Annotated in this window: 13 protein-coding genes and 1 pseudogene; 7 read left to right on the top strand and 7 right to left on the bottom strand. The window is 61.9% G+C overall.

All coding sequences use genetic code 11. The features are described 5' to 3' along the window. Positions 1 to 464: 464 nt before the first annotated feature. Positions 465 to 1,889, top strand: a complete 1,425-nt coding sequence (locus ACP59X_RS15395) for a radical SAM protein (protein ID WP_428559941.1) — start codon at positions 465 to 467, stop codon at positions 1,887 to 1,889. A gap of 109 nt (positions 1,890 to 1,998) precedes the next feature. Here the strand turns inward: ACP59X_RS15395 and ACP59X_RS15390 are convergent, their stop codons facing one another. Together ACP59X_RS15390 and ACP59X_RS15385 are read right to left on the bottom strand one after the other, a co-directional pair. Then, complete coding sequence (locus ACP59X_RS15390; protein ID WP_428559939.1) at positions 1,999 to 2,580, bottom strand: carboxymuconolactone decarboxylase family protein; 582 nt, start codon at positions 2,578 to 2,580, stop codon at positions 1,999 to 2,001. A 29-nt stretch (positions 2,581 to 2,609) separates the two neighbouring features. Further along, positions 2,610 to 3,365 carry a cyclase family protein gene (locus ACP59X_RS15385; protein WP_428559937.1) on the bottom strand — a complete coding sequence of 252 codons (756 nt, stop codon included), beginning with the start codon at positions 3,363 to 3,365 and terminating at the stop codon, positions 2,610 to 2,612. Between the two features lie 467 nt (positions 3,366 to 3,832). On the opposite strand from ACP59X_RS15385, the gene ACP59X_RS15380 reads away from it, so the two are divergent. The 5 genes from ACP59X_RS15380 (at position 3,833) to ACP59X_RS15360 (ending at position 9,832) form a co-directional block, all read left to right on the top strand. Continuing rightward, positions 3,833 to 4,384: a 4Fe-4S dicluster domain-containing protein gene (locus ACP59X_RS15380; RefSeq protein WP_428559935.1), complete on the top strand. Its 552-nt coding sequence runs from the start codon at positions 3,833 to 3,835 to the stop codon at positions 4,382 to 4,384. A gap of 1 nt (position 4,385) precedes the next feature. Further along, positions 4,386 to 6,395: an aldehyde ferredoxin oxidoreductase N-terminal domain-containing protein gene (locus ACP59X_RS15375; RefSeq protein ID WP_428559933.1), complete on the top strand. Its 2,010-nt coding sequence runs from the start codon at positions 4,386 to 4,388 to the stop codon at positions 6,393 to 6,395. Positions 6,396 to 6,627: 232 nt separating this feature from the next. Beyond that, positions 6,628 to 8,589, top strand: a complete 1,962-nt coding sequence (locus ACP59X_RS15370; protein ID WP_428559931.1) for a sensor histidine kinase — start codon at positions 6,628 to 6,630, stop codon at positions 8,587 to 8,589. Next, a complete protein-coding gene (locus ACP59X_RS15365) occupies positions 8,582 to 9,217 on the top strand; it encodes a response regulator (RefSeq protein WP_428559928.1) in 636 nt (211 codons plus the stop codon). Before ACP59X_RS15370 ends, ACP59X_RS15365 begins: the two co-directional genes overlap by 8 nt. A gap of 384 nt (positions 9,218 to 9,601) precedes the next feature. Further along, positions 9,602 to 9,832, top strand: coding sequence for a restriction endonuclease subunit S (locus tag ACP59X_RS15360; RefSeq protein WP_428559925.1), 231 nt, complete (start codon positions 9,602 to 9,604; stop codon positions 9,830 to 9,832). Between the two features lie 291 nt (positions 9,833 to 10,123). Here ACP59X_RS15360 and ACP59X_RS15355 read toward each other — a convergent pair. The 4 genes and pseudogenes from ACP59X_RS15355 to ACP59X_RS15340 all read right to left on the bottom strand — a co-directional run. After that, positions 10,124 to 10,282 (bottom strand): annotated as a pseudogene (locus tag ACP59X_RS15355) (hypothetical protein); the annotation flags it as partial. A 158-nt stretch (positions 10,283 to 10,440) separates the two neighbouring features. After that, positions 10,441 to 12,369, bottom strand: coding sequence for an autotransporter outer membrane beta-barrel domain-containing protein (locus tag ACP59X_RS15350; RefSeq protein WP_428559923.1), 1,929 nt, complete (start codon positions 12,367 to 12,369; stop codon positions 10,441 to 10,443). A 548-nt stretch (positions 12,370 to 12,917) separates the two neighbouring features. Further along, the gene (locus ACP59X_RS15345; RefSeq protein WP_428559920.1) at positions 12,918 to 13,187 is read right to left on the bottom strand and encodes a helix-turn-helix domain-containing protein; all 270 of its coding nucleotides are present in this window, start codon (positions 13,185 to 13,187) and stop codon (positions 12,918 to 12,920) included. Then, positions 13,184 to 13,465 carry a cyclic nucleotide-binding domain-containing protein gene (locus ACP59X_RS15340; RefSeq protein WP_428559918.1) on the bottom strand — a complete coding sequence of 94 codons (282 nt, stop codon included), beginning with the start codon at positions 13,463 to 13,465 and terminating at the stop codon, positions 13,184 to 13,186. The genes ACP59X_RS15345 and ACP59X_RS15340 overlap by 4 nt, the downstream gene beginning before the upstream one ends. A gap of 379 nt (positions 13,466 to 13,844) precedes the next feature. Between ACP59X_RS15340 and ACP59X_RS15335 the strand changes: the two genes are divergently transcribed. Continuing rightward, on the top strand, positions 13,845 to 14,684 hold the full coding sequence (locus ACP59X_RS15335) for a cyclase family protein (protein ID WP_428559916.1): 840 nt from the start codon (positions 13,845 to 13,847) through the stop codon (positions 14,682 to 14,684). Positions 14,685 to 14,872: 188 nt separating this feature from the next. Here ACP59X_RS15335 and ACP59X_RS15330 read toward each other — a convergent pair whose 3' ends face one another. Further along, positions 14,873 to 20,272: a diguanylate cyclase domain-containing protein gene (locus tag ACP59X_RS15330; RefSeq protein WP_428559913.1), complete on the bottom strand. Its 5,400-nt coding sequence runs from the start codon at positions 20,270 to 20,272 to the stop codon at positions 14,873 to 14,875. Positions 20,273 to 20,425 lie beyond the last annotated feature (153 nt).

Here is a 20,425-nt window from a genome sequence, read left to right as displayed (position 1 = left end):
GGCCCGGAATTACGGGTTTTTCTGATCGGACTGTGTTGCGCGGGTGTATTCTTAGGCAGATGGGGGAGTGGAACCGAGGAGAAAGGCGGCGTGCCAGACAACTTCGCGCGCCGCCTTACCCCCTGTCTATCCCCCCAAGGAGGCTGGCGCCTCTCGCAGGGGGTGGCCAATTCCACGTTGGACGTCGCGGAACATTCTCTTCCACGCCAGGATGACAGGCCAAGGTGCGTTCCGGTCAAACGCAACGCGTGCCGCTCTTGTTAACAGACGAATTCCCCTGAAATGTTGTAGCGGGATTCGGGGACAGTGGCCGTGTCCGGACAAGGCGGCCGGGGCATCGGCGACCGCCGGTGTTTCGATCCGGGGGGATGTCCCCGATTTCCTCTACGCAAAATCAGGGGAATTCCTGACAGTCACCAGGCCCTTTGCGGGTATATTCTACCCGGTATGTTGGAGGTCGCAGCATGTTCGGTCCCTGCCCAGTCGAATTGGAAGGCCGCCGGTATTTCGCCAATGTCGCGGTGCGCGAATGCCACACGTTCGAGTACGAGGGAAACGTGTATCTCCTCGATGTGCAAGGCTTGGCGGCCCATGCGATCACGCCCGGGCTGGCTGCCCTGATCGGGCGCCTGGGGGCGGATCCAAGCCTGCTGCTCCCCGAGGCGGTCCTGGAGAAACTACGCGGCTTGGGGATCGTCGTTGGCGAAGGGGACGAGGCGGCGCGGTCGCAAGCCGGGCCTTCAACCGGCGCGGCCGAGTTTCCCGTGGTGAGCATCAGCCTGTTTGTGGCCCAGGCCTGCAACATGCGCTGCGTCTACTGCTACGGCAACGGCGGGGAGTATGCGGGCGGCGGGATGATGGACGAGTCCACGGCGTTGCGGGCGATTGACTGGCTGATGGAGAACTCCCGCAGCGCCAGGCAAGTCAACGTCGGCTTTTTCGGCGGCGAGCCGCTGCTCAATTTTCCTGTAATACGCAAGGTGGTGCCCTACGCCAGGCGAAAGGCGAGGGAAGCGGGCAAGGCCATCGCCTTCAGCATGACCACCAACGGGTCGCTTTTCACCGAGGAGGTCATCGCCTTCATCCGGGAGGAAAACATCAAGCTTTTGATCAGCTTTGACGGGCCGCCCGAGGTCCAGAATCGGCAGCGGCCGTTTTGGAACGGCACCGGCTCCTACGATCTGGTCGCGGCCAATATCGGCAGGCTGCGGGAAACCGTGCCCCACCTCTCGGCCCGGGCCACGGTCTACGGCGACACCGACCCCCTGGCGATCCAGGAGGCCTTGGCGCGGGTGGGATTCTCGGCCTATGTCTTCGCACCGGCCTCGCCGGTGCTCCTCGGCCACCACCACGCCGCCGCGCCCGTCGACGGCGCAAACGAGCGCCGCCTGGATCGGATGCGGGCCTTCCATCGCCAGGAGGCCGACGAGCTTCTGGCCGCCATCCGGGGGCGCGCCATCGTCAAGGACGCCCCGCTTCGGGCCCTGCTGGACATGGGGGACCTGCTCACCGGGAAAAAACGGCACCATGCCTGTGGCATTGGAAAAAACTTGGCCGCGATCTCCGTCACCGGCGACATCTATCCCTGCCATCGGTTCGTCGGCCTCACGGAACTGCGCCAAGGCAACATCGCGGACTATACGTCCGGAGCGCCGAACGCATACCATCGGGCCGTGGTCGACAGCCTGCCCGTATGCCGGAGATGTTGGGCTCGCTATGTCTGCGGCGGCGGCTGTTTCTATCTCAACAAAGCCACAACCGGCGACATGCACCGGCCCACTCCCCTCGATTGCCAGGAAAGGCGATCGATGTTCGAGGGGCTTGTCCACGTCTATTGTCAACTTGATGCCGCCGACCGGGAATACGCCAGGGGGATAGTGCCGCATTGAGTCTGGTCGGCATGCGATGCCCGCCCAAGGAAGACTGCTGCGCAATGGGTCGTCATCGCCGCCGGCGAAGGCCAGTGTCCGGCTTGGGGGGCATCGCATGCGAAAGCGGTTACGCCCGATACTCGGGAACCGGTTCGTTATACGCGTTCAGGATGGTTCCGATCATCTTGAACATGCCAACCGCCAAGACCAGGGCCGCGCAGCCCTTGTCGCCGAAACAGGCGATGGCCTTGTCATAGACCATGCCGGAGATCGCTCCGCTTTGGCACAGCGAATACGCCAAATCGTAGGCCGCTTCTTCTTCCCGCGTCAGGTTGTTCGGTCGTAATCCGGCTGTAATCGTGGTTATCTTGTCATCGCTGAGCCCGGCCGCCTGGGCGAGTTTCGTATGGGCATACATCCCATACTGGGCTTTGGCGGCGCAAACGGTGACCAGAACGGCAATCTCGTGGGCAATGGCCCCCGCCGACTGGACGCTGTTCGCGATAATGGCCCGGTTCAAGGGGAACAGCATGTTCCCGATGTCCGCTTCATGGAGCAGCAGGTTGGAAGGTCCGTTCAGTTCTCCGTTTTCCAGCATCCAGACGTAGGGCATGGTTTTCATGGATTCCAAGTGCAGATCGTAGAACACTTTCTGTTCGGGATCGAGTGCCGTCGGTTTCAGATAAGGCAATCGGGTCTCGACGTTCATGGCGGGCTCCCTGGCGAGTTTTTGCGGTATTATTCGCAGATGGCGACGACGCGGGTCTGGCCGGCGGTGCAATGCCGCCCCTTGACCGGGAAGCAGGCGACCTTGAATCCGAAGGCGGCTGGCAGGGCGTCAAGGTTCCCCATTTTTTCGATATGGACGTATTCCTTGTCGCGCCCAACCATGTGTCCGGGAAAGAGTTCCTTGATTTCCCCCCGCTTATAGGCCTGGGCCTGAAAACCGAAAGAGCGGTCAAACCCGTACATGTCAACGCCGATGACCTTGACCCCTTGGTCGAGGATGTATTCCGTGGCCTCCCTGCTCATGCCGGGCTGTTCCTTGAGGTAGGCCTCGGTATGGATGAGCTTGTCGAAACCGGTCCAGATCAAAACAATGTCAAAAGGCTTGAGGGTATAGTCGATTTTTTTCAAAGCATTCTGGACGTCGTGCATGGTAATGAGGCCGTTTCGTGGAACATGGCGCATGTCAAGGCGCAAGCCGTCATTGAAAAACCATTCCAACGGCACCTCATCGATACCCTTCGCAGGCTTCCCCTCGACAATCGGTCCAAAATGCAGCGGTGCGTCGATATGCGTTCCGCAGTGGAATTGTCCGCTGAAGTCTTCATGCGTCAAGGCCAATCCGTCATTGAAAGCGGTTGGCTCCAGACCCAGCATGTTGGCTAAGGTCTTGGCGGATTCGCTGTGAGAGTGGAAGTTGATGGTTACTGGGAAGGGTTCGGCAAAGGGATTTTCTTCCAGATAACAACTCAGATCAATGAGCTTCATCCGCTTTTCTCCTTGCTCAATACAGGTGAGCTGGCTCGGGCATTATATGATCGATGTATATTGAAAAAGTTATTAGATGGTTGGCGTTGCCAGCATAGAGGGCGATGCTCGTGGCCCGGGTTTGCGACATGCAAACTCGTACTGGGAATCCGTTTGATTGTCTGTCCCCGAATTTCGCTACAATATATCAGGGAAAACCTCGACAGACTGCGATGTTCATTTCGCGATACAAAATGCCAAGAAGGCAGGTGGGCGAAGGCGGATCATGGAGGAAGGCATCCGGTGGACGTCGCCAGCACGGTCCGTTGGTGCCGCGCCTTGGTCGTGCCGGCCTGCGCGCGGGTGCCGTTGTCCTGCTCATGGCTGTGGGCGCCTGCGCCTGTGACGCGACACGGGGTGAAACATTGCATCCGGCCGCCGCATGACGGGCAAGGGCGTTCGTGCCGGAGGAACGAAGGGGTGCCGCGATGGAAAAGAAGAACGATCAAGACACGAAAGATGCCAGGCGTGCGTTGCCCGTCTATAAAATGAAGAACATCATGCGGGTGGTCGTGGCGGAAGGAGAAACGGCCTGCACCAACGATTACGTCAGGCCAACCGAAAAATGTACAGGCTGCATGTCCTGCATGGCGGTGTGCGCGCTTTCCCACGAAGGACGCAGTTCCTCGGAATTCTCCGGGATAAGAATCGGCCACCACACGAACGAGTGGACCCTTCGCGAAAAGGAACAAATGCTTGACCACTCGATATGCCGGCATTGTCCCGGCATACCGCCATGCGATGAGGTCTGCCCGAAGCACGCCCATTTTCGCAGCGAAAAGCTGGGTGCCGTTTTGATTGACCATGATGCCTGCATTCGCTGCCGTGCCTGTGTGAAGGCATGCCCGTATCATGCCTGCTGGTATTCGAAGGAGCTTGATAAGATCGTGAAATGCGACCTGTGCCACGATCATGACGATGATCCCCAGTGTGTCGGGAAGTGCCCCTCTTTGGTGCTCAAGCTTGAGAAGGCAGTATAGTATGGAAGAGAATGAAAACACCCTGGTCTATGGCTGGAACCGCTGTCTTCTGAGAGTCGATTTGTCGGAAAACACGATACAAAGGATACCGTTGTCCGAGGAATTGCTCGAGAAATATCTTGGGGGGATGGGGCTCGCCGATAAGATCATTTGGGATTATATGCTCGAGAAGGATATACGGGCGGGATTCGACCCCTTGAGTCCGGACAATATCCTCGTCATCGCCATGGGTCCGTTGACCGGGCTCTCCACGCAGGGCGGAAGAGGGATATACCAATACATCAGCCCGGTGACCGGACATCTTGGCGGCGGCTCGGGCGGCGGCTTCGTCCATGCGATGCTCAAGCAGGCGGGGTATGATGCGCTGGTCATTACGGGGAAAGCCGAGAAGCCTGTGTATCTCTGGATCGACGACGATTCCGTGAGCATCAAGGATGCATCGGATCTGTGGGGGCTGGGCGCGCATCAAACGGTGTCGACGCTGAAAAAGCAGCATGGTGAGGTCTGCAGCGTCGTCATAGGGCCAGCCGGTGAAAACCTGGTACGCCATGCGACCGCCATGATCGATGGATTCAAGTCTGCTGGCGGCAAATGTGGTACAGGAGCCGTGCTTGGGTCGAAAAATCTGAAGGCGATCGTCGTCAGAGGCAAAAAGGGCGTCAATGTTGCAGACCCCAAAGCGTTTCTGGAGAACGATGCCGATTTTCGCAATGCCATTAAAGAAAACAGCGCCTGGCCTCGCTTTGCACTCTGGCTTGCCTATTTCCACACGACACCCTCCAAGCCGAAAATAGCCGAGCACATTTATGATTACGCTGTCAGACTCGAAGCCTGCTGGAACTGCCATATGGCTTGTTGTGGATATCATGAACAGAGCAGGGGAAAATACCGGACACGTGGAACGGGGCCGGAGATCGCAAACCAGGAGAGTTTTTTCGCCCTGGGCGTCAACGATCTTGAAGCGCTGAATTATTATTCCGACCTGTTCAACGACTATGGAATAGATTGGAAAGAGGGTCCCGGTGATATTGGCATCGTCATGCAATTATACAAGGACGGCGTCCTTTCCGCAAAGGATACCGACGGCCTCGAACTCGATTCCGGTGATGGCAAGATCATTGAGGAGATGATCCACCGAATGGCGAAACGGGAGCGTATCGGCAACCTGGTCGCCGAAGGGAAAATGAACATTGCCAGGCTGTTTCCCGAAGCCCGCAAGTACGACAACACGGTGCGGGGGACGACCGGATACGGCAAGGACGATCCGCGAACGGACAGGAGGAATATCGGGCCGGCTGTCATGTGTCACTTTACGCCCTATCGGGGCGCTTGCCTGGAGACCTGGGGGTGGCAGTCGATCGGTCTTGCCGATTTCAGTTGGGAATTCCCGGGAAAGGAAGGACTTCGTTCTGGCAGAGGATATACAAGGGAGGAGGCGGACGAAATAGTCAAGGAGGTTGTCGGAGCTGACGACCATGCAATGTTCAGCAAAGGGGAGCCCAAAGGGTGGTGCAAGCTGAACGTCAGGATAGGCAATTGGGTTGTCGCCAATGAGAGCCTCATCTTGTGCAGACGAATAGCCTGCATCGTTGATAGCAATATCACGCAGGCCGGCATTTCCGCGCGCATGTTGTCCACGGCGACTGGAAAAGAATTTACGACAGAATCGATTGAAAGAATTGGGGAAAGAATATTCAATCTGCAAAGAATGATCGATGCCAGGCTGGGGATAACGCGAAAGCAGGACAAGTTTCCTGAATATTTCTACCAGCCGCTCGGCGATGGTGTGCGAGGCCTGACTGAAGAAGAGGAAAAGATCATCCATGAGGAAATGGACTACTATTATTCCTTGAGAGGCTGGGACCTGGAAACCGGGCAGCCGACTAAGGAAAAGGCCGAAGAATTGGGCTTGGCGATCGAGTGGACTGCCTTGCAAAAGGACGGCCCCTACAAGGACTGGGAGGGGCCGCCATTGGCAGGCGTGTCCCGCGGGCAACGTGCTGCCCCGTAGGGGGTCCCAACCCAATCGGCTGACTCGGAAGTATCGGTCCCTTTCCAGGCCTACTTTGGTTCAATACCGCGCCATGTCGCCACTCCCGGCCAGGAGGTGGGACACGGGGCGTGCGCCACAGAGGCACGAGCCCTTGACCGCAGTGTCGTCCCATGCCGTCGCCGGAAGGCTCGACAACGGTGCGGCACTGCCGTAGGGAAGAGTGCATCGCCGTGCGATATCGGGTGGATGCATGTTCCTGACGCATCATGCGAGACCTTTTGCTGCCCTGGTGCTCCTGATCCTCTTGCCTTGCCTGGGGTGTGCCAGGCAGGACAAGAACGTGCCTGTGGCCGAGCGCGGCGTGCTCGACCTGTCCGGCTGGGATGTGGTCCGGGATGGCCCGGTTGCCCTCAACGGCCAGTGGGCATTCTACTGGGACCGGCTCCTTGCCCCTGAAGACTTCAAACCCGACCTTGCCCCGCCCCAGCCGTCCGGTTTCATGAATCTTCCTGGCACGTGGAAAGGCCAGATGCTCCACGGCCAGCCCTTGTCCGGCCAGGGCCAAGCCACCTTCCGCCTGCGCCTGTTGCCAGGCCCCGAGAATCTTCAACTGACCTTGCGGCTTAAAGGCATTCATGCCGCCTACAGGCTATGGGCCAATGGCAAGCTCATCGCCGAAAGCGGCGTGGTGGGACAAAGCCCCGCCAAGGAAAAACCGCATCGCTCCCTGATATTGGCCAAGGTTGCCAGTCAGGGGGAGCCCATCGATCTGGTGCTGCAGGTATCCAACCACTCGTATCGGCGGGGGGGAGTGCTTCATTCGATCCTGCTGGGACGGTCGGACCAACTGGAACGGATACATATCAGAATCTGGTCTTGGACAATGTTTTTTTCCGGCAGCCTGCTGGTCATGGCCATCTATCATTTGGCCCTCTATTTCTTGAAACGGAAAGAGGCTTCTACCCTTTATTTCAGCTTGGGCTGCCTGGTGTTGATCTGTATTTATGGCACAATGGATTCATCGGATTGGTTGGTCAATCTATTTATACCAGGAGCTGATCCGGCGATTGTCGAAAAGGTTTCGCTGGTAAGCTTTTCAATTTTGTCTTCAATTTTGTATAGATTCTATAGATCGCTATATCCTCGCGAATTTCTTCTTGTTGTTCAGCACATGGTAGACGCAAGAAATGTCCTGTATGTTGTTATTATTCTTACACAGCAAAACTTTGTCTTGTATTATTTGTTGTTATGGTTTGCCGTATCCACATTTATTCTGCATATATATTACTTTGTAATGCTGCTTGTCAGTGTGCGGCGTGGCCGTGACGGTTCTTTTATCCTCCTGTGCGGGTATGTCATTTTGTCGCTAACCTCCCTGAACGACATCTACGGGCATGTTTTCAGCACCATCTCCCTGGACCTCATGCTCTTCGGCTTCCTTGCCTTCGTCCTGTCCCAGGCCTTGGCCCTGGCCCAGCGCTTTGCCAACGCGTTCACGGCCGTGGAAAACCTGTCCGCCGACTTGCGCGCAGAAATGGACGAGCGCACCCGGCTGGAACGGGAAATCATCAACGTGAGCGAAGAGGAGCGTCGGCGCTTAAGCTACGATCTGCACGATGGCCTATGCCAGCAGCTGGTGGGCACCAGGGTGCGCTGCGCTGCCCTGGCCCGCAGCGCCATCGCGGAACAGGGCGTGGCCGAGGAAGTTACGGAGATCGCCTCGCTGCTCACGGATTCGGTCGGCCAAGCCTACGATCTCTCCCGGGGACTTTGGCCTGTGGAGTGCGCCCCCGGGGAAGTCGGGTCGTCCCTGGCCGAGTTGGCGCGACGTGTGGGCCGGTCGACCGGCATCGCGGTCCAATACCGCGAGCATTTGTCCTGTTCGCCTTGCCGCAACGAACATCTCGTCCAGCTCTACCGTATCGCCCAGGAGTCGGTGGCCAACGCCGTCAAACATGCCCAGCCCGGCCGGATCGCCATCAGCCTGGATTGCGGCCTCGACCGGCGGTTGATCCTGGCCGTGGATGACGACGGCATCGGCCGCCGGGCGGCGGCCGGGTCTCCGGGGGGGCTCGGCCTTCGCATCATGGCCTATCGGGCCAGGATGATCGGGGCACTGCTGTCCATAGACGACGTCGAGGCCGGTGGGACCAGGGTGGTCTGTTCCCTGGCCTGCCCGGCGGACAAGACAAGCGAGGATGCTGATGGATAAGGCTCTATCATCCGGTGTGCGCGTCTTTCTGGTCGACGATCATCCGGTCCTGCGCAATGGCCTGTCGCTGCTGCTTGCGCAAAGCGGTCATACCGTGTGCGGCGTTGCCGGCAGCCGGGCGGAACTGTTGGCCATCATCGAAGGTTGCCGGGCCGACGTGGCTCTGGTGGACCTGTCCCTGGCCGAGGAGTCCGGGCTGGACCTGCTTGATGATCTCACGGCCCGAGGCGTGCCGGCGCTGATATATTCCATGCATGAGGACAGCCAGTCCATCGAGCGGGCCTTTGGCCGGGGGGCCAAGGGCTACGTCACCAAGCAAGAGGTCGAGGACGTGCTGCTGACGGCCATCGCGGCGGTCGCTGCCGGTCGGCGCTACACCAGTCCCGAGGTCATGCGCACGCTGGCCGACCGGGTGCTGGCATCGGAGCATGATGGGGAGGCCGCTCTCAGCCAGCGGGAGGAGCAGATCCTGCTGGGACTCGGGCGCGGCGAGACGAGCGTCGAAATGAGCCAGACGCTCAACATCAGCTTTCACACCGTGGAGACCTATTACGGCCGGCTTTTGCGCAAGCTGGGCCTGTCCAGCATGAAGGAACTGCGCAAGTTCGCCATCAGCCGGCGGCGATGACAATCTTTCCCGGCCGGGGCTCAATGGCCCGATCCAAGATCGGGATGTCTCCCGTCTGGATGCCAGCCAGAGCGTGAACTCAGGGTGGAACTCGAAGAACTCCTTGAACAGGACCGACACCAGGGCGGGCTGGCCTGATTTATGGTTGAAGGTGTGAGGCGGGCACAGGACCCGGGCAAGGTCCGCTCGGGACCAAGCGGCTTTATAGGATCGAACCGGGAGACCTTCTGTTCAGCAACGTATTCGCGTGGGAAGGCGCGATTGCCGTGGTTCAAGAGTTCGACACCGGACGGTTTGGCTCGCATCGCTTTATTCAGTTGCCTACCAGATTCCGCCTTAGCCACAGCAGCATTTCTGCGTTGCTGGCTGCTCAGCGAAGAAGGCATGGCCCACATTCTTGAAGCCTCTCCCGGTGCAACGGGTCGCAACCGGACACTTGGGCTAAAGAAACTTAAGGCTATTCCCGTTCCGGTTCCGCCGCAGGAGAAGCAGGAAAAGCTCTCAGAACTCTGCTGCAAGGTCTCACAAGCCCGTCAGCTTCAAGATTCCGTAGCAGGAGAGTTGAAGCACATCATTCCTGCGCTCCTTGACCGAGCCTTTTCAGGGAACTTGTAAAACGAAGCGGAACATAACCTGGAGATTCTGGATAACCTCTGGATAACCGTCTGTGGGCTATTTTGGGTCATTTTAGCCGGGGAATGTTATCTTTCTTAAAATAAAATCAATTTATTATAGTATGTTGCAAATTCAGGATCGGCCTTCTAAGCAGACGGCCCGGGGTTCGAATCCCTGCGGGCGCGCCAGAAGGATTTCTTGGGGTCAGGCAGTGTTTGCCTGACCCCTTTTTTCGTGTGGCTAACCGAGGTGGATAACGTTTTGGCCGGGCCAACGAAAAAACGAGGAATTTCAAGGGGGCTCGGCATGGATGCCATGGAGCAGCAAGAGGCAGCCGGTCCTGGGGGACAAACTTCTACCTCCCCACCTCCGGCAAATCCGCCCGGCACGTGGTCTATTGGGGCGACCGAGCCGCTGCCTCCTCTGCCAGTCCTGCTTGAGGCCGCAGGCGGCAAGGCGAAGTGTGTCCCGGCCCCAGCGGCGTTTGCCTCATCCAGAACCGCCAGGAGGCGTTCCGCTTTCGGGTCGGAAGGCGGCACGGAAGCGAGAAGCGATAGCTGCTGGCACCCGAGGGGCCCCAGGCCGGAAAGGCCGTCAACGATCCGGATTCAAAAACTGACGCTTACGCCGACATCGCCGCCGTAGTTGACCATCTGCGAATCGAAGGCGGTGGCTGAAGCACAACCCCGCACCATCACCCGCTCACTGATTTTGTAGGAAGTCCCCGCACTGGCCGTGGCCCAATCCGATTGTACCGGGGCGGCGGCCATGGAATAGGGCGCGGCCGTGGCCGACGTGAGCGCGGCCCTTACCTTGCGGCCCGACTGGTCGACCAGTTCGTGGTTCCATTTGGCTTCCACGAACGGCCGCCAGCGGCCTGCGTCGATCGAGGCGCGCCAGCCCAACTGGCTTATGGCCGAATCCCGTATCTGCTCGCCGAACGACAGGGCCGTGACGCCGTTGCTGCCGGTCTGCGCGCCGCTGGTGCCGGATTCGGCAAAACCCCTGATGCGCACCCGTTGCAGCACCAAGCCCGCCACCGGGCCTGTGGTGACCGGTCCCAGGTGGATGTCGCCGCCGGCGCGCAGGGCCAGGGCCAGGGACGAGCCCGTGGTGTCGGCGCTGTTGCTGTCGGTAAAAAGCCCCAACGTCACGTCGCGGGCGATTTTGTCCTGATACCAGCCGTAGGAGGCCACGACATTGCCCCAGACCGGTCCGGCCTGATAGGCGCTATAAAGGCTTATGGCCTGGTCGTTTTGGTCGAACTGACCGCCGCCTATCGAGAAATGCTGGGTCTGGGTTCCGGCGGTAAAGGCCGCGCCGACGATGAGCCCGAACGGCATCTGGTAATCCACGCCGGCCGATCCCGTAAACGGCGTGCCGGAAACATCGGGGAAGCCTGAAAAATTTTTGAGCGTGAGTGCCCCGACGCCGCCGCCGATCCAGACGTTGACGCCTGTCGGTCCGCGATGTTGGCCGGACAGGTCGATCTGCCCCTGGATGACGGCCGCGCGGGCCAGGCCGCCCTGGACCGGAGCCTCGGCCAAAAGCGACATCAGGCTCGGGGCCGTCAGCAGGCTTGTTTCATAATCCGACTCGATTTTTTGGCCCGCCGTGGTCAGGTGATGGCCATCCACGAACAGAGAGGTTTGCAGTTGGACGGGGGTAATGTCGGCCCAGGTGGTCACCAGGGCGGCGACTGGGGACGGGGCGTTGGCCGACAGCACCGAAGACGGCGTGAATCCGAACAGGGCGGGATTGGTCGCCACGAACTGGAACACGCTGGTGAGGTCGGCGGGAATAAAACGCACGCCGGCCGCCATCAGGTACGACCACTTGGTCATCCCATACGCGACCGCACGCGCGTAATCATCGATGTTGCTTGCGGGAACGATGCCGCCCGAGCCGGTCAGCGTCGATGTGTAAAAGGTATTGGGCACCATGATGGTGCGGGCGCCGGCCGCCTGCAGGGTCGCCACGCTGGCCGCGAATTCGGACGCGACGCCGTTTAAAAAGGTGGGGTTGGCGGCGATCCAGGCAGTGCCCTGGTTTTGCACGAAGATCAGGTCGTTGTTGCCGCTGTTGACCACATACAGGGCGTGGGCATTGGCGACGCCCCCGGTGGCGGCGAGGAGGTTGGCAATCTGCTGGGTGGTGGTCACATTCCCGGACAGTCCGCCAGGAGCGGCGGAACCGCCGGCCGTGGCGCTTAAGGGGGCCGTATAAGCGCTGCCGTTGGCGAAGTTGGTGCCGCCGGCGCTGACCGTTTCGGCGGACAGGCCGAACCTTGCCGCCAAAAACGTTGTGGTCATCACCCCGGGACCGGCCCACCCGCCCTGGGCACCGCCGACGATGGCGGAGGCGACCATTGCATCCGCTGACGCGTTTCCCGTCGACGTATAGCGAAAATAGCCGCTGTCCAGGGTGCTGTCACCCAAGCCGACAAACTGATTGAACGCCCCCGTGGCGCCGGCCACGCAAGGCGCGAGGATGGCGAGCAAGGCGGCAAGGACAAAAGGATGCAGCACTCGTGACATGGGTACTTCCCCGGAAATCGATTCTCGAAACGCCGTCTGGCGCGATACAACTTCGATTTGTCGCCTGCTTCGTTAATTCCAACAGATAAACCACCGCCTCTGGCGGTGTGACCCGAAAAGGTTCGACCGTTCCGGGATTTTGGCCTTTGGTAATCAATGCAACACCTGACTCGAAATGGCAGAATGCCGGAAGTTTCTTATTCTTAGGTCGTTAGCCCCCTTTGAGGGGGCATCATCATACCACCGGGTATGCCGGTGGTAGCTGATTGTCACACAAAAACTGTAAGTTATCAATCCGGGCAAGCCTCCTCAGGCCGAGGCGCTCAGGTTCGCTTGGCGCATGGAGGTCACCGCGTTTGCCGACCATTGCAAGGGGTTGGCCTGTCTTTGCCAGCCCCCTTTATCGTGCGGATAACCGTACTGGATAATATTGGGGCCGCACCGACGAAAAACCGAGGAATTCCAAAAGGGGCTCGGGATGGATGCCGGGGGCGGAAACCGGAGGACAGGTGCCCAGGATGCGGCTTCACCCGGATGTCTTTGTCCCTTCATCCATATCGCCGCCGGCAAGGGCGTCCATGATGGCTCCGGGATCGAGAAGCCGGATGCCGCTGGCAGGCGACGGCGATGAGCCCGCGCGCCTCGAAGGCGGCCAGGGTTTCGCTGACCGTCTGCTGGCAGGAACCGGTCATGGCCGCGATCTGGCCCTGGGTCAGCCGTATCGGCACGTCGGCCGGCCCGCCCCTGGCCTGGGCGGTCTCGTCGTGGGACAGGCACAACAAGAGTTTCAAAAGCCGCGTCGGCACGTCGCAGGTCATGACGTTTTCCAGCTGCTCGCTGAGGTAGCGGATGCGCCGGCCGAGCGGATGAAAAACGTGGGCTCCGTGCCATGCAGGGACACCCGGAAGATCTTGACCGAGCCCTGGTCCAGGTAGAACGAGCGGTCGCAGCGGTCGTTTTCAAAAAACACGATGGCGTTTTTTCGCAGTCGGCGTACGGACGCAAGCTTCCGGAAGGCCTCGAACTCCCGTTCCAGGCCATCGAAGAAGCCGCCTTTGATCAGGTGCCATTGCAAAAAGGACTCGCCCAGGGCCATGCTCCATCATAGGGGCCATCGCCGCCCGGTCAAGACGGCGGCCGGACGCCGTCTTCAGACGACATCCGGACGCGGGCCTGGCGACTCCCCGGTCCCGCCGGAAAGGGGATTTTGGGCGGCTTGCTAGTCCGTGACGTCCAAGCGGTTGCGATACTTGTAGGTCACGGCCTTGCCGTTTATGTCCGTACACTTCCAGGTGATGGCGTTTTGCGGCGGCAGGCCCCTTCCGCGGGCGTTCCATCCGGTGAAAATACGGGCAAAGCAGCCTGAAAAGTGTGTGTTGGCGCGTACGTAAAACAGCCTCGGGAAAGACGCGTTGCCGGTTTCCCGGGTTTTGTGTTACGTGCGACCAGTGGACCAGAATGTTCGCGGAGGCGTCATGAAGAACATTGGCCGCGCGCTTCGGCTGCCCTTGTTGCTGGCAGGGATAAGTTTACTCGCCGTGCCATATTGCCTGGCTGCGGAGGGGCATTCCCTGGAGGATGCCTGGCGCATCATCCAGGAAAAGAAGTTCGTCGATCTGACCCATGCCTTTGCGCCCGGTATTCCGCATTGGAAGGGGTTTCCCGACGAGAAGCTGGAGACCTTGTACTGGTATGAACCTGGCGTGGGCAAGCTCGGGAGCGGATTTTATGCCCAATCCTTCACGCATGTCGGGCAGTGGGGCACGCATGTCGATCCGCCGGCCCATTTTGCAAAGGGCCTGCGCACGGTGGATCGGATCGATGTCAAGGAAATGATCCTGCCCCTGGTCGTTCTCGATGTTCATGAAGCCGTGGAAAAAAATCCCGATTATACCATCACCATGGAGGACGTGCGGCATTGGGAGCAGCAGCATGGCCCAATACCCAAAGGGGCATTCGTGGCCATGCGTACCGATTGGTCCAAGCGGTGGCCCGATGGGGAGGCCATGCAAAACAGGGACGCCAACGGGATCGCCCACTATCCCGGCTGGAGCATGGACGTGCTCAAGTACCTCTACGAGCAGCGCCACATCACGGCCTCGGGGCATGAAACAACCGATACCGATCCGGGCGTGGCCACGACCAAGGATGACTACTCCCTGGAAACCTACATATTGCGGAGCGATCATTACCAGATCGAACTCTTGGCGCATCTGGACGCGGTGCCCCAGGCGGGCGCCCTGGTGGTGGTCAGTTTTCCCAAGCCCAAGGATGGGTCGGGATTCCCGGCCCGGGTCTTTGCCATCCTGCCGTGACCCGCTCGCGCAACGCGTTTTTGCGGCAAGCCGTAGGAGGGAGGGGCACGGGGGACTGGGGAGACACCGTAGCCGACGGTGGCCGGGGCGAGGAGGCTACGCGTACGGAGCCGTACGCGTCATGAACAGAGCTCAGCCCCATGTCCCGGCCGGCAGCCGTACCGTGGCGCGGCCGCCCAGTCCAGCCGTCAGCCGTCCAGGGACGAGGCGATCACCCGGTTTCTGCCCTGCCGTTTGGCCGTGTACAGGTTGGCGTCGGCCGTTTGGACGAGGCTCTCGGCGCGCCAGGCGTTTGAGGGAACGCCGCTCGCCACGCCGATGCTCACGGTCGCCACGCTGGCTGTCGGGCTTTTTGCGTGGACAATGGCCAGCTCACGGATGCTCGCGCACAGCTTCCCCGCCACATCCCGGGCGCTGTCACCGGCCAGGCCGGGCAGGATGACGGCGAACTCCTCGCCCCCGTACCGCGCCGCCAGTTCACCGGCCCGCTTGGCCGTGGCGGCGATGGCTTGGGCGATGCGGCGCAGGCACTCGTCCCCCATATGGTGCCCCAGGTGGTCGTTGTAGGCCTTGAAATGATCCACATCGATCATGATCAGGGCCAGGGGCGACCCGTTGCGCTTGGCCCGGTTCCACTCGCTCTCCAGGACGGCGTCGAATTTCCGCCGGTTGGCGATGCCCGTCAGGCCGTCGCAATCGCTTATGCGCTGGAGCTTTTCGTTGGCTTCCGAGAGTGCCAGGGTCCGTTCCCGCACCTGGCGCTCCAGTTCCTGGCTGTAGGCCTCGCGCAGGCGTTCCGACTGCTTCTGCGAGGTCACGTCGCGCAGGATGCCCTGGTAGCCGAGCAGCTGCCCCTGGGCGTCGCGCCGCAGGTTGGCCGTGAGGACCGCCTCGATGTGCTCCCCGTCCTTGCGGCGCAGCACGGCCTCGAAGCCGCTGACCATGCCGGCGGATTCGATGGCCCGCTTGAATTGCCCCCGCTGCCCGGGGTCCACGTAGAAGTCGGTCATGGAGAAGGCGAGCATCTCCTCGCGGGTGTAGCCGAAAATGGCCAGGCAGGCCGGGTTCACATCCACGATCTGGCCGTCGGGCGTGGTGAGGAAGATGAGGTCGCTGGCCCCCTCGAAGACGCTGCGGTAGCGTTGCTCACTGACCGCGAGGCTCCCGTAGAGCTTGGCGTTCTCGATGGAGATGGCGGCCTGGGCCGAGAGCGTCCGGACGATGTGCGTGCGCTCCACGGCAAAAACGCCGGGATGGAGGTTGTTCTCCAGGTACAGGACGCCGCTCAAACGGCTCTGGGCCAAAAGGGGCACGCACATGACGGAACGGACGTCGTGGCGCAGGACGTGGGGGTCCTGCCGGAAGGTGGGGTGCTGCCCCGCATCGTGGAGGACGACTTCCAGCCGGCTGCGGATGACGTAGCGCACGATGGCCTCGCTGACCAGCAGCGACCCCTCCAAGGGGGTGTTGGCCGCCGTGGGAACGCCCTCCTGCACCGTGGCCATGGCCGCCACCGACCAGTCGCGCCCCTCGGGCAGCAGGAGGAAACCCTGCTGCGCCCCGGCGTTCTCGATGACGCTGGTCATGATGACCCGCAGCAGCGCACCCAGGCGTATTTCCTGGGAAATCGCCTGGGTGGCCTTGAGGAGGCTGCCGATGTCGAGCAGGCGCGACAGGGAGCTCGGCGAGGTGCTGGATTTCGAGCCCGTCGACGCGGACTGGGGGAAAGCGGGCGCCGGCGAGGCGGCCGCGGCGCGCCGGTCGAGCTCCTCGCGCAGGCGGAGCACCTTGGCGTGGGCTCCCCAACGGTAGTAATTGAAGCTGGCGTCCTCCAGCAAAGCCTTGGCCGCCTCGAGGTTGCCCAGGGCGTACTGCGCCAGCGCCGCGCGCTCCCGGGACAAGGCCACGCCCCGGGGCTGTTTGTAGGTGCGGGCCAGGGTCGCCGCCTGTTCGAAGAGGTCCTGCGCCTCGGCGGTTCGCCCGGCCAGCCGGGCCTCCTCGGCCCGCAGCAGCCGCTCCTGCCAGGCGTAGTTTTCCGGGCAGTTCGCCGCCCAGACGGCGAACTCGTCCAGGGCGGCCCGGAAACGGGCGGCCATGCCCTCGCCCTCGCCCGGGGCCGCTTCCTCGAGAAGCGACGCCGCCGCCATGGCCCGGTAGAAACTGAACACCGTGGTTTCGTAGAGGATGGGAATATAGCGCATCCAGTCCGCATGGGCCTCGGCCAGCCGCCAGGCCTCCCGCACCTCGCCGAAGTGAAAAAGCAGTTGGAGCTTGGAGGTCAGGAAATAGGCCAGGCCATGGCCGAACAGGGTTTGGGGCGCTTGCCAGCGTCCCAGCAGGGCACCTTCGTCGGTGTCCTCCGTGCTCAGGGAGATGGGGTCGGGCCGCTCGCCCCGTAAATTGCGCAGGAACAGGTTGCAGAACCGTTCGCTCCAAAGGAACGGCGAGCCGCGCTTTTCATAAAAGGCGAGGCTGATGGCGCTCTCTTCCAGGGCCTTGTCCACGCTGGCCGCGGCCAGGACGGTCTTCGGGATCATGGTGCGCGCATACCCGGCGAACACCAGGTTGCCGTTTTCGAGGCCGTACTGGTAGGCGCGCTTGTACATCTCGATCTGCTCCTCCAGCGGCAGGAACCAGTGCATGGCGCACACTGCGTAGAGGAAGGTGATCTGGGCCCGGATGCGGGGGTTGGGGAAGCGCGCGATGAGCCCCATGGCCAGCTTGCCCAGTTCGAAGGCGCTGCGGTAATCCTGCCGCTCCTGCACGATCACCACCGTGACCCAGGCGAACCCGATGGCGGACAGGGCATTGTGCCCATGGCGCATGGAACGGGAGACCACCTCGAGGACCAGGATCGGGAACAGCGTCGGGACGGCGATGTAGGCGCCGTCGGTCAGGATGGCCATGAGCCGGATGACGCTGTCCTGCTCGGGGTCGGTCACGTCCGGGATGCGGATCAGCTCCTCGATGGGCCGTTGGCCGAGAAGCGCCGTATAGTCCGCCAGAAGGGCGGCGAAGCGGCCCGCCAGGGTGGCGGCGTCGTCGGCCTGGGGGAAGGTCACGCCAAACAGGGCCAGGGCGTCCCGGGCCTTGGCCATCATGTCGTTGTATTTACCCAGCTGGTTGTATTGAATGAGTTTTTGCAGGAAGATTGCGACCTTTTGGAAGCGGTCGGGCGTGCGCGCCAGGGCCTCGTCGAGCAGGCCTTCGGCCTGGGCGAAGTCGCCCAAGAGGTAGGAGACGTCCGCTTTCTCGCGGGCCACGTCGCGCATGACGTCCGGCTGCGTCCGCCAGGCGCCTTCGGGCAAAAGGGAGGCGGCAATGTCGAAGTGGCGCAGCGCCGGCTCGTAGGCCGTGGACGCCTTGGCCTTGCGCCCGGCCCGCATGTTCAGCTCGAAAAGCGCCAGGCGCTCTTCGGGGTCGTCGATGTGGCCCAGGGCGGCGTTAAAATGCGAGACGATGTCGAAAATGGCTTCGTCGAGCTGGGTCTGGCCCACATGGCGCAGGAGCAGGCGGCCGATGCGCAGGTTGAGCGGGGCGAGGTCTTCCCGGGGGATGAGGGAATAGGCCGCCTGCTGGACGCGGTCGTGCAGGAAGCGCAGGGCGGAGCCCGTCGGGATGAGCAGCCCGGCCCGCATGGCCTCCCACAGGGCTTCGCTCGTGTCCGCCGCCGACTGCTCGCGCACGGCGGCCAGCATGGACAGCTCGAAGCGGTTGCCGATGCAGGCGGCCAGGGTGAGGGCCTGGCGGGTGCGCGGGTTCATGCGGCCGATGCGGCCGGCCATGAGGTCCACGACGTTGTCGGTCAGGGCCATGGCCCGTATGCCGGCCATGTCCCAGCGCCAGCCCCCGGTCTCGGGGTCCGGCCGGAACACGCCGCGGGCGTGCAGCTCCTTGAGCATCTGCGAAACGAAAAACGGGTTGCCGCCGGTCTTTTCCTCTATCAGCCCCGTCAGCTCCTCCACCTCTTCGGGGCGGCGGCGCAGCGTGTCCGCGGCCAACTGGCCCAGATCGGCGTTGCGCAGGGGTGTGAGCGACACGGTGCGCACCGCCACGCCCGCATCCTGGAGGCGCCTGACGGTGAGCAGCAGCGGATGGCCGGGAAAAACCTCGTTGTCCCGGTAGGCGCCAAGCAGCAGCAGGTAGGGCGTGCGCGCCTGGGAGGCCAGCGTCCACAGCAGTTGCAGGGAAGGCGCATCGGCCCATTGCAGGTCGTCGAGGAAGAGTACCAGGGGATGCTCGCGCCGGGCGAAAACACCGATGAACTGCTGGATGCACAGGATGAACCGGTTCTGGGCCTCGGACGGCCCCAGGTCCGGCACGGGCGGCTGGCTGCCGAGGATGAGCTCGAGTTCCGCGATGACGTCGACCATCACCCGGGCGTTGTTGCCAAGGGCGGCGAGAAGGTCCGCGCGCCACTGGGCCACCCGGGCCTCCGGCTCCGACAGGGCCTGGTTGACCAGCTGGCGGAAGGCCTGGAGGAACGCGGAAAACGGGATGTCGCGCTGGAACTGGTCGTGCTTGCCGCAGACGTACCGCCCCCGTTGCCTGGTCAGCCCCTTGTGCACCTCGTTGACCAGCGAGGTCTTGCCGATGCCCGAATACCCCGCCACGAGGAGCAATTCCGCGCCCCCCCGGGCCGTGCGATCGAAGACCTCCAGCAGCAGCCGGGATTCCTTGTCCCGCCCGTAGATCTTCTGGGACACCTGGAAATGATCGGACACGTCCCAGCGCCCAAGCGCCATGTCCGCGAGGCTGTCGCCCCGGTCGGCCGCCGCGCGCATCGCTTCCAGGTCGCGCACCAGGCCGGTTGCGCCCTGGTAGCGATCCTCGGCGCGCTTTTTAAGCAACCGCATGGTGCAGTCGGACAAGGCCCGGGGCACGAAGGCGTTCATATCCTTCGGCCGCGGGGGCTTGCGGGCGATGTGGGCGTGCAACAGCTCCATCGGGTCGCGCGAACGAAACGGCAGTTCGCCGGTGAGCATCTTGTAGTAGCACACGCCCAGGGAATACAGGTCGGACCGGCTGTCGATGCCCCGGTTCATCCGCCCGGTCTGCTCCGGGGAGATGTAGGCCAGGCTGCCCTCGATCTGGTCCGGGTCCCCGGGTTCCTGCACCTCGCCCTCAATCAGCGACGACATCCCGAAATCCGTCAATTTGACCTCGCCCGTCCCGGGATGGATGAGGAAATTGCCCAGGTGGACGTCCTTGTGGATGATCCGCTGGGCGTGCAGCTGGGCCAGGGACTCGGCCATCTGCACGGCGACGTCGAGGAAGGCCGTGGTGTCGAGGATGCGCCCGCCCAGGTGGGCATCGAGGTCGACGGCGCCGTAGTCCTCCTCGATGATGGCGAAGCTGGAGCGGTATTGCACCAGGTCGTGGACCTTGATCACCCGGGGCAGGTCCAGGGTGGCGAGCAGGTCGTACTCGTGCTGGAAGCGCAGGTTCTCGCGGATGGAGATGTCCGGGCTGGACGGGACCTTGATCACCACGGGCAGGCCGTCGCATTGGCGCCTGGCCCGGAACACCTGGCTGTTGGGCCCCTGGTAGAGCAGCTCGCCGATCTGGAAACCGGTCAGGGAAATCATGGCGGGAGACCACCTCCGATTGGCCTCGCAACACACCGCTGGCCAGGGCCCGTGGCGCTTCCCGTGCCGATCGACAGCACCACGTTGACGGGGAAGCCGGTTCGAGGAATGTATAACCACCTAGTTGGTTAATTAACCAGCGTTCCCTCACGC

This window comes from Solidesulfovibrio sp. DCME, from assembly GCF_049995385.1.
GTDB lineage: Bacteria > Desulfobacterota > Desulfovibrionia > Desulfovibrionales > Desulfovibrionaceae > Solidesulfovibrio.
The sequence above is the reverse complement of the archived record's forward strand: the minus strand, read 5'-3'. Positions and strand labels throughout refer to the sequence as shown.

What these genes read in the sequence shown, in the direction of transcription:
- ACP59X_RS15395 (WP_428559941.1), top strand. Translation starts at nt 465, where the DNA reads ATGTTCGGTCCCTGCCCAGTCGAATTGGAAGGCCGCCGGTATTTCGCC.
- ACP59X_RS15390 (WP_428559939.1), bottom strand. Translation starts at nt 2,580, where the DNA reads ATGAACGTCGAGACCCGATTGCCTTATCTGAAACCGACGGCACTCGAT.
- ACP59X_RS15385 (WP_428559937.1), bottom strand. Translation starts at nt 3,365, where the DNA reads ATGAAGCTCATTGATCTGAGTTGTTATCTGGAAGAAAATCCCTTTGCC.
- ACP59X_RS15380 (WP_428559935.1), top strand. Translation starts at nt 3,833, where the DNA reads ATGGAAAAGAAGAACGATCAAGACACGAAAGATGCCAGGCGTGCGTTG.
- ACP59X_RS15375 (WP_428559933.1), top strand. Translation starts at nt 4,386, where the DNA reads ATGGAAGAGAATGAAAACACCCTGGTCTATGGCTGGAACCGCTGTCTT.
- ACP59X_RS15370 (WP_428559931.1), top strand. Translation starts at nt 6,628, where the DNA reads ATGTTCCTGACGCATCATGCGAGACCTTTTGCTGCCCTGGTGCTCCTG.
- ACP59X_RS15365 (WP_428559928.1), top strand. Translation starts at nt 8,582, where the DNA reads ATGGATAAGGCTCTATCATCCGGTGTGCGCGTCTTTCTGGTCGACGAT.
- ACP59X_RS15360 (WP_428559925.1), top strand. Translation starts at nt 9,602, where the DNA reads ATGGCCCACATTCTTGAAGCCTCTCCCGGTGCAACGGGTCGCAACCGG.
- ACP59X_RS15350 (WP_428559923.1), bottom strand. Translation starts at nt 12,369, where the DNA reads ATGTCACGAGTGCTGCATCCTTTTGTCCTTGCCGCCTTGCTCGCCATC.
- ACP59X_RS15345 (WP_428559920.1), bottom strand. Translation starts at nt 13,187, where the DNA reads ATGACCTGCGACGTGCCGACGCGGCTTTTGAAACTCTTGTTGTGCCTG.
- ACP59X_RS15340 (WP_428559918.1), bottom strand. Translation starts at nt 13,465, where the DNA reads ATGGCCCTGGGCGAGTCCTTTTTGCAATGGCACCTGATCAAAGGCGGC.
- ACP59X_RS15335 (WP_428559916.1), top strand. Translation starts at nt 13,845, where the DNA reads ATGAAGAACATTGGCCGCGCGCTTCGGCTGCCCTTGTTGCTGGCAGGG.
- ACP59X_RS15330 (WP_428559913.1), bottom strand. Translation starts at nt 20,272, where the DNA reads ATGATTTCCCTGACCGGTTTCCAGATCGGCGAGCTGCTCTACCAGGGG.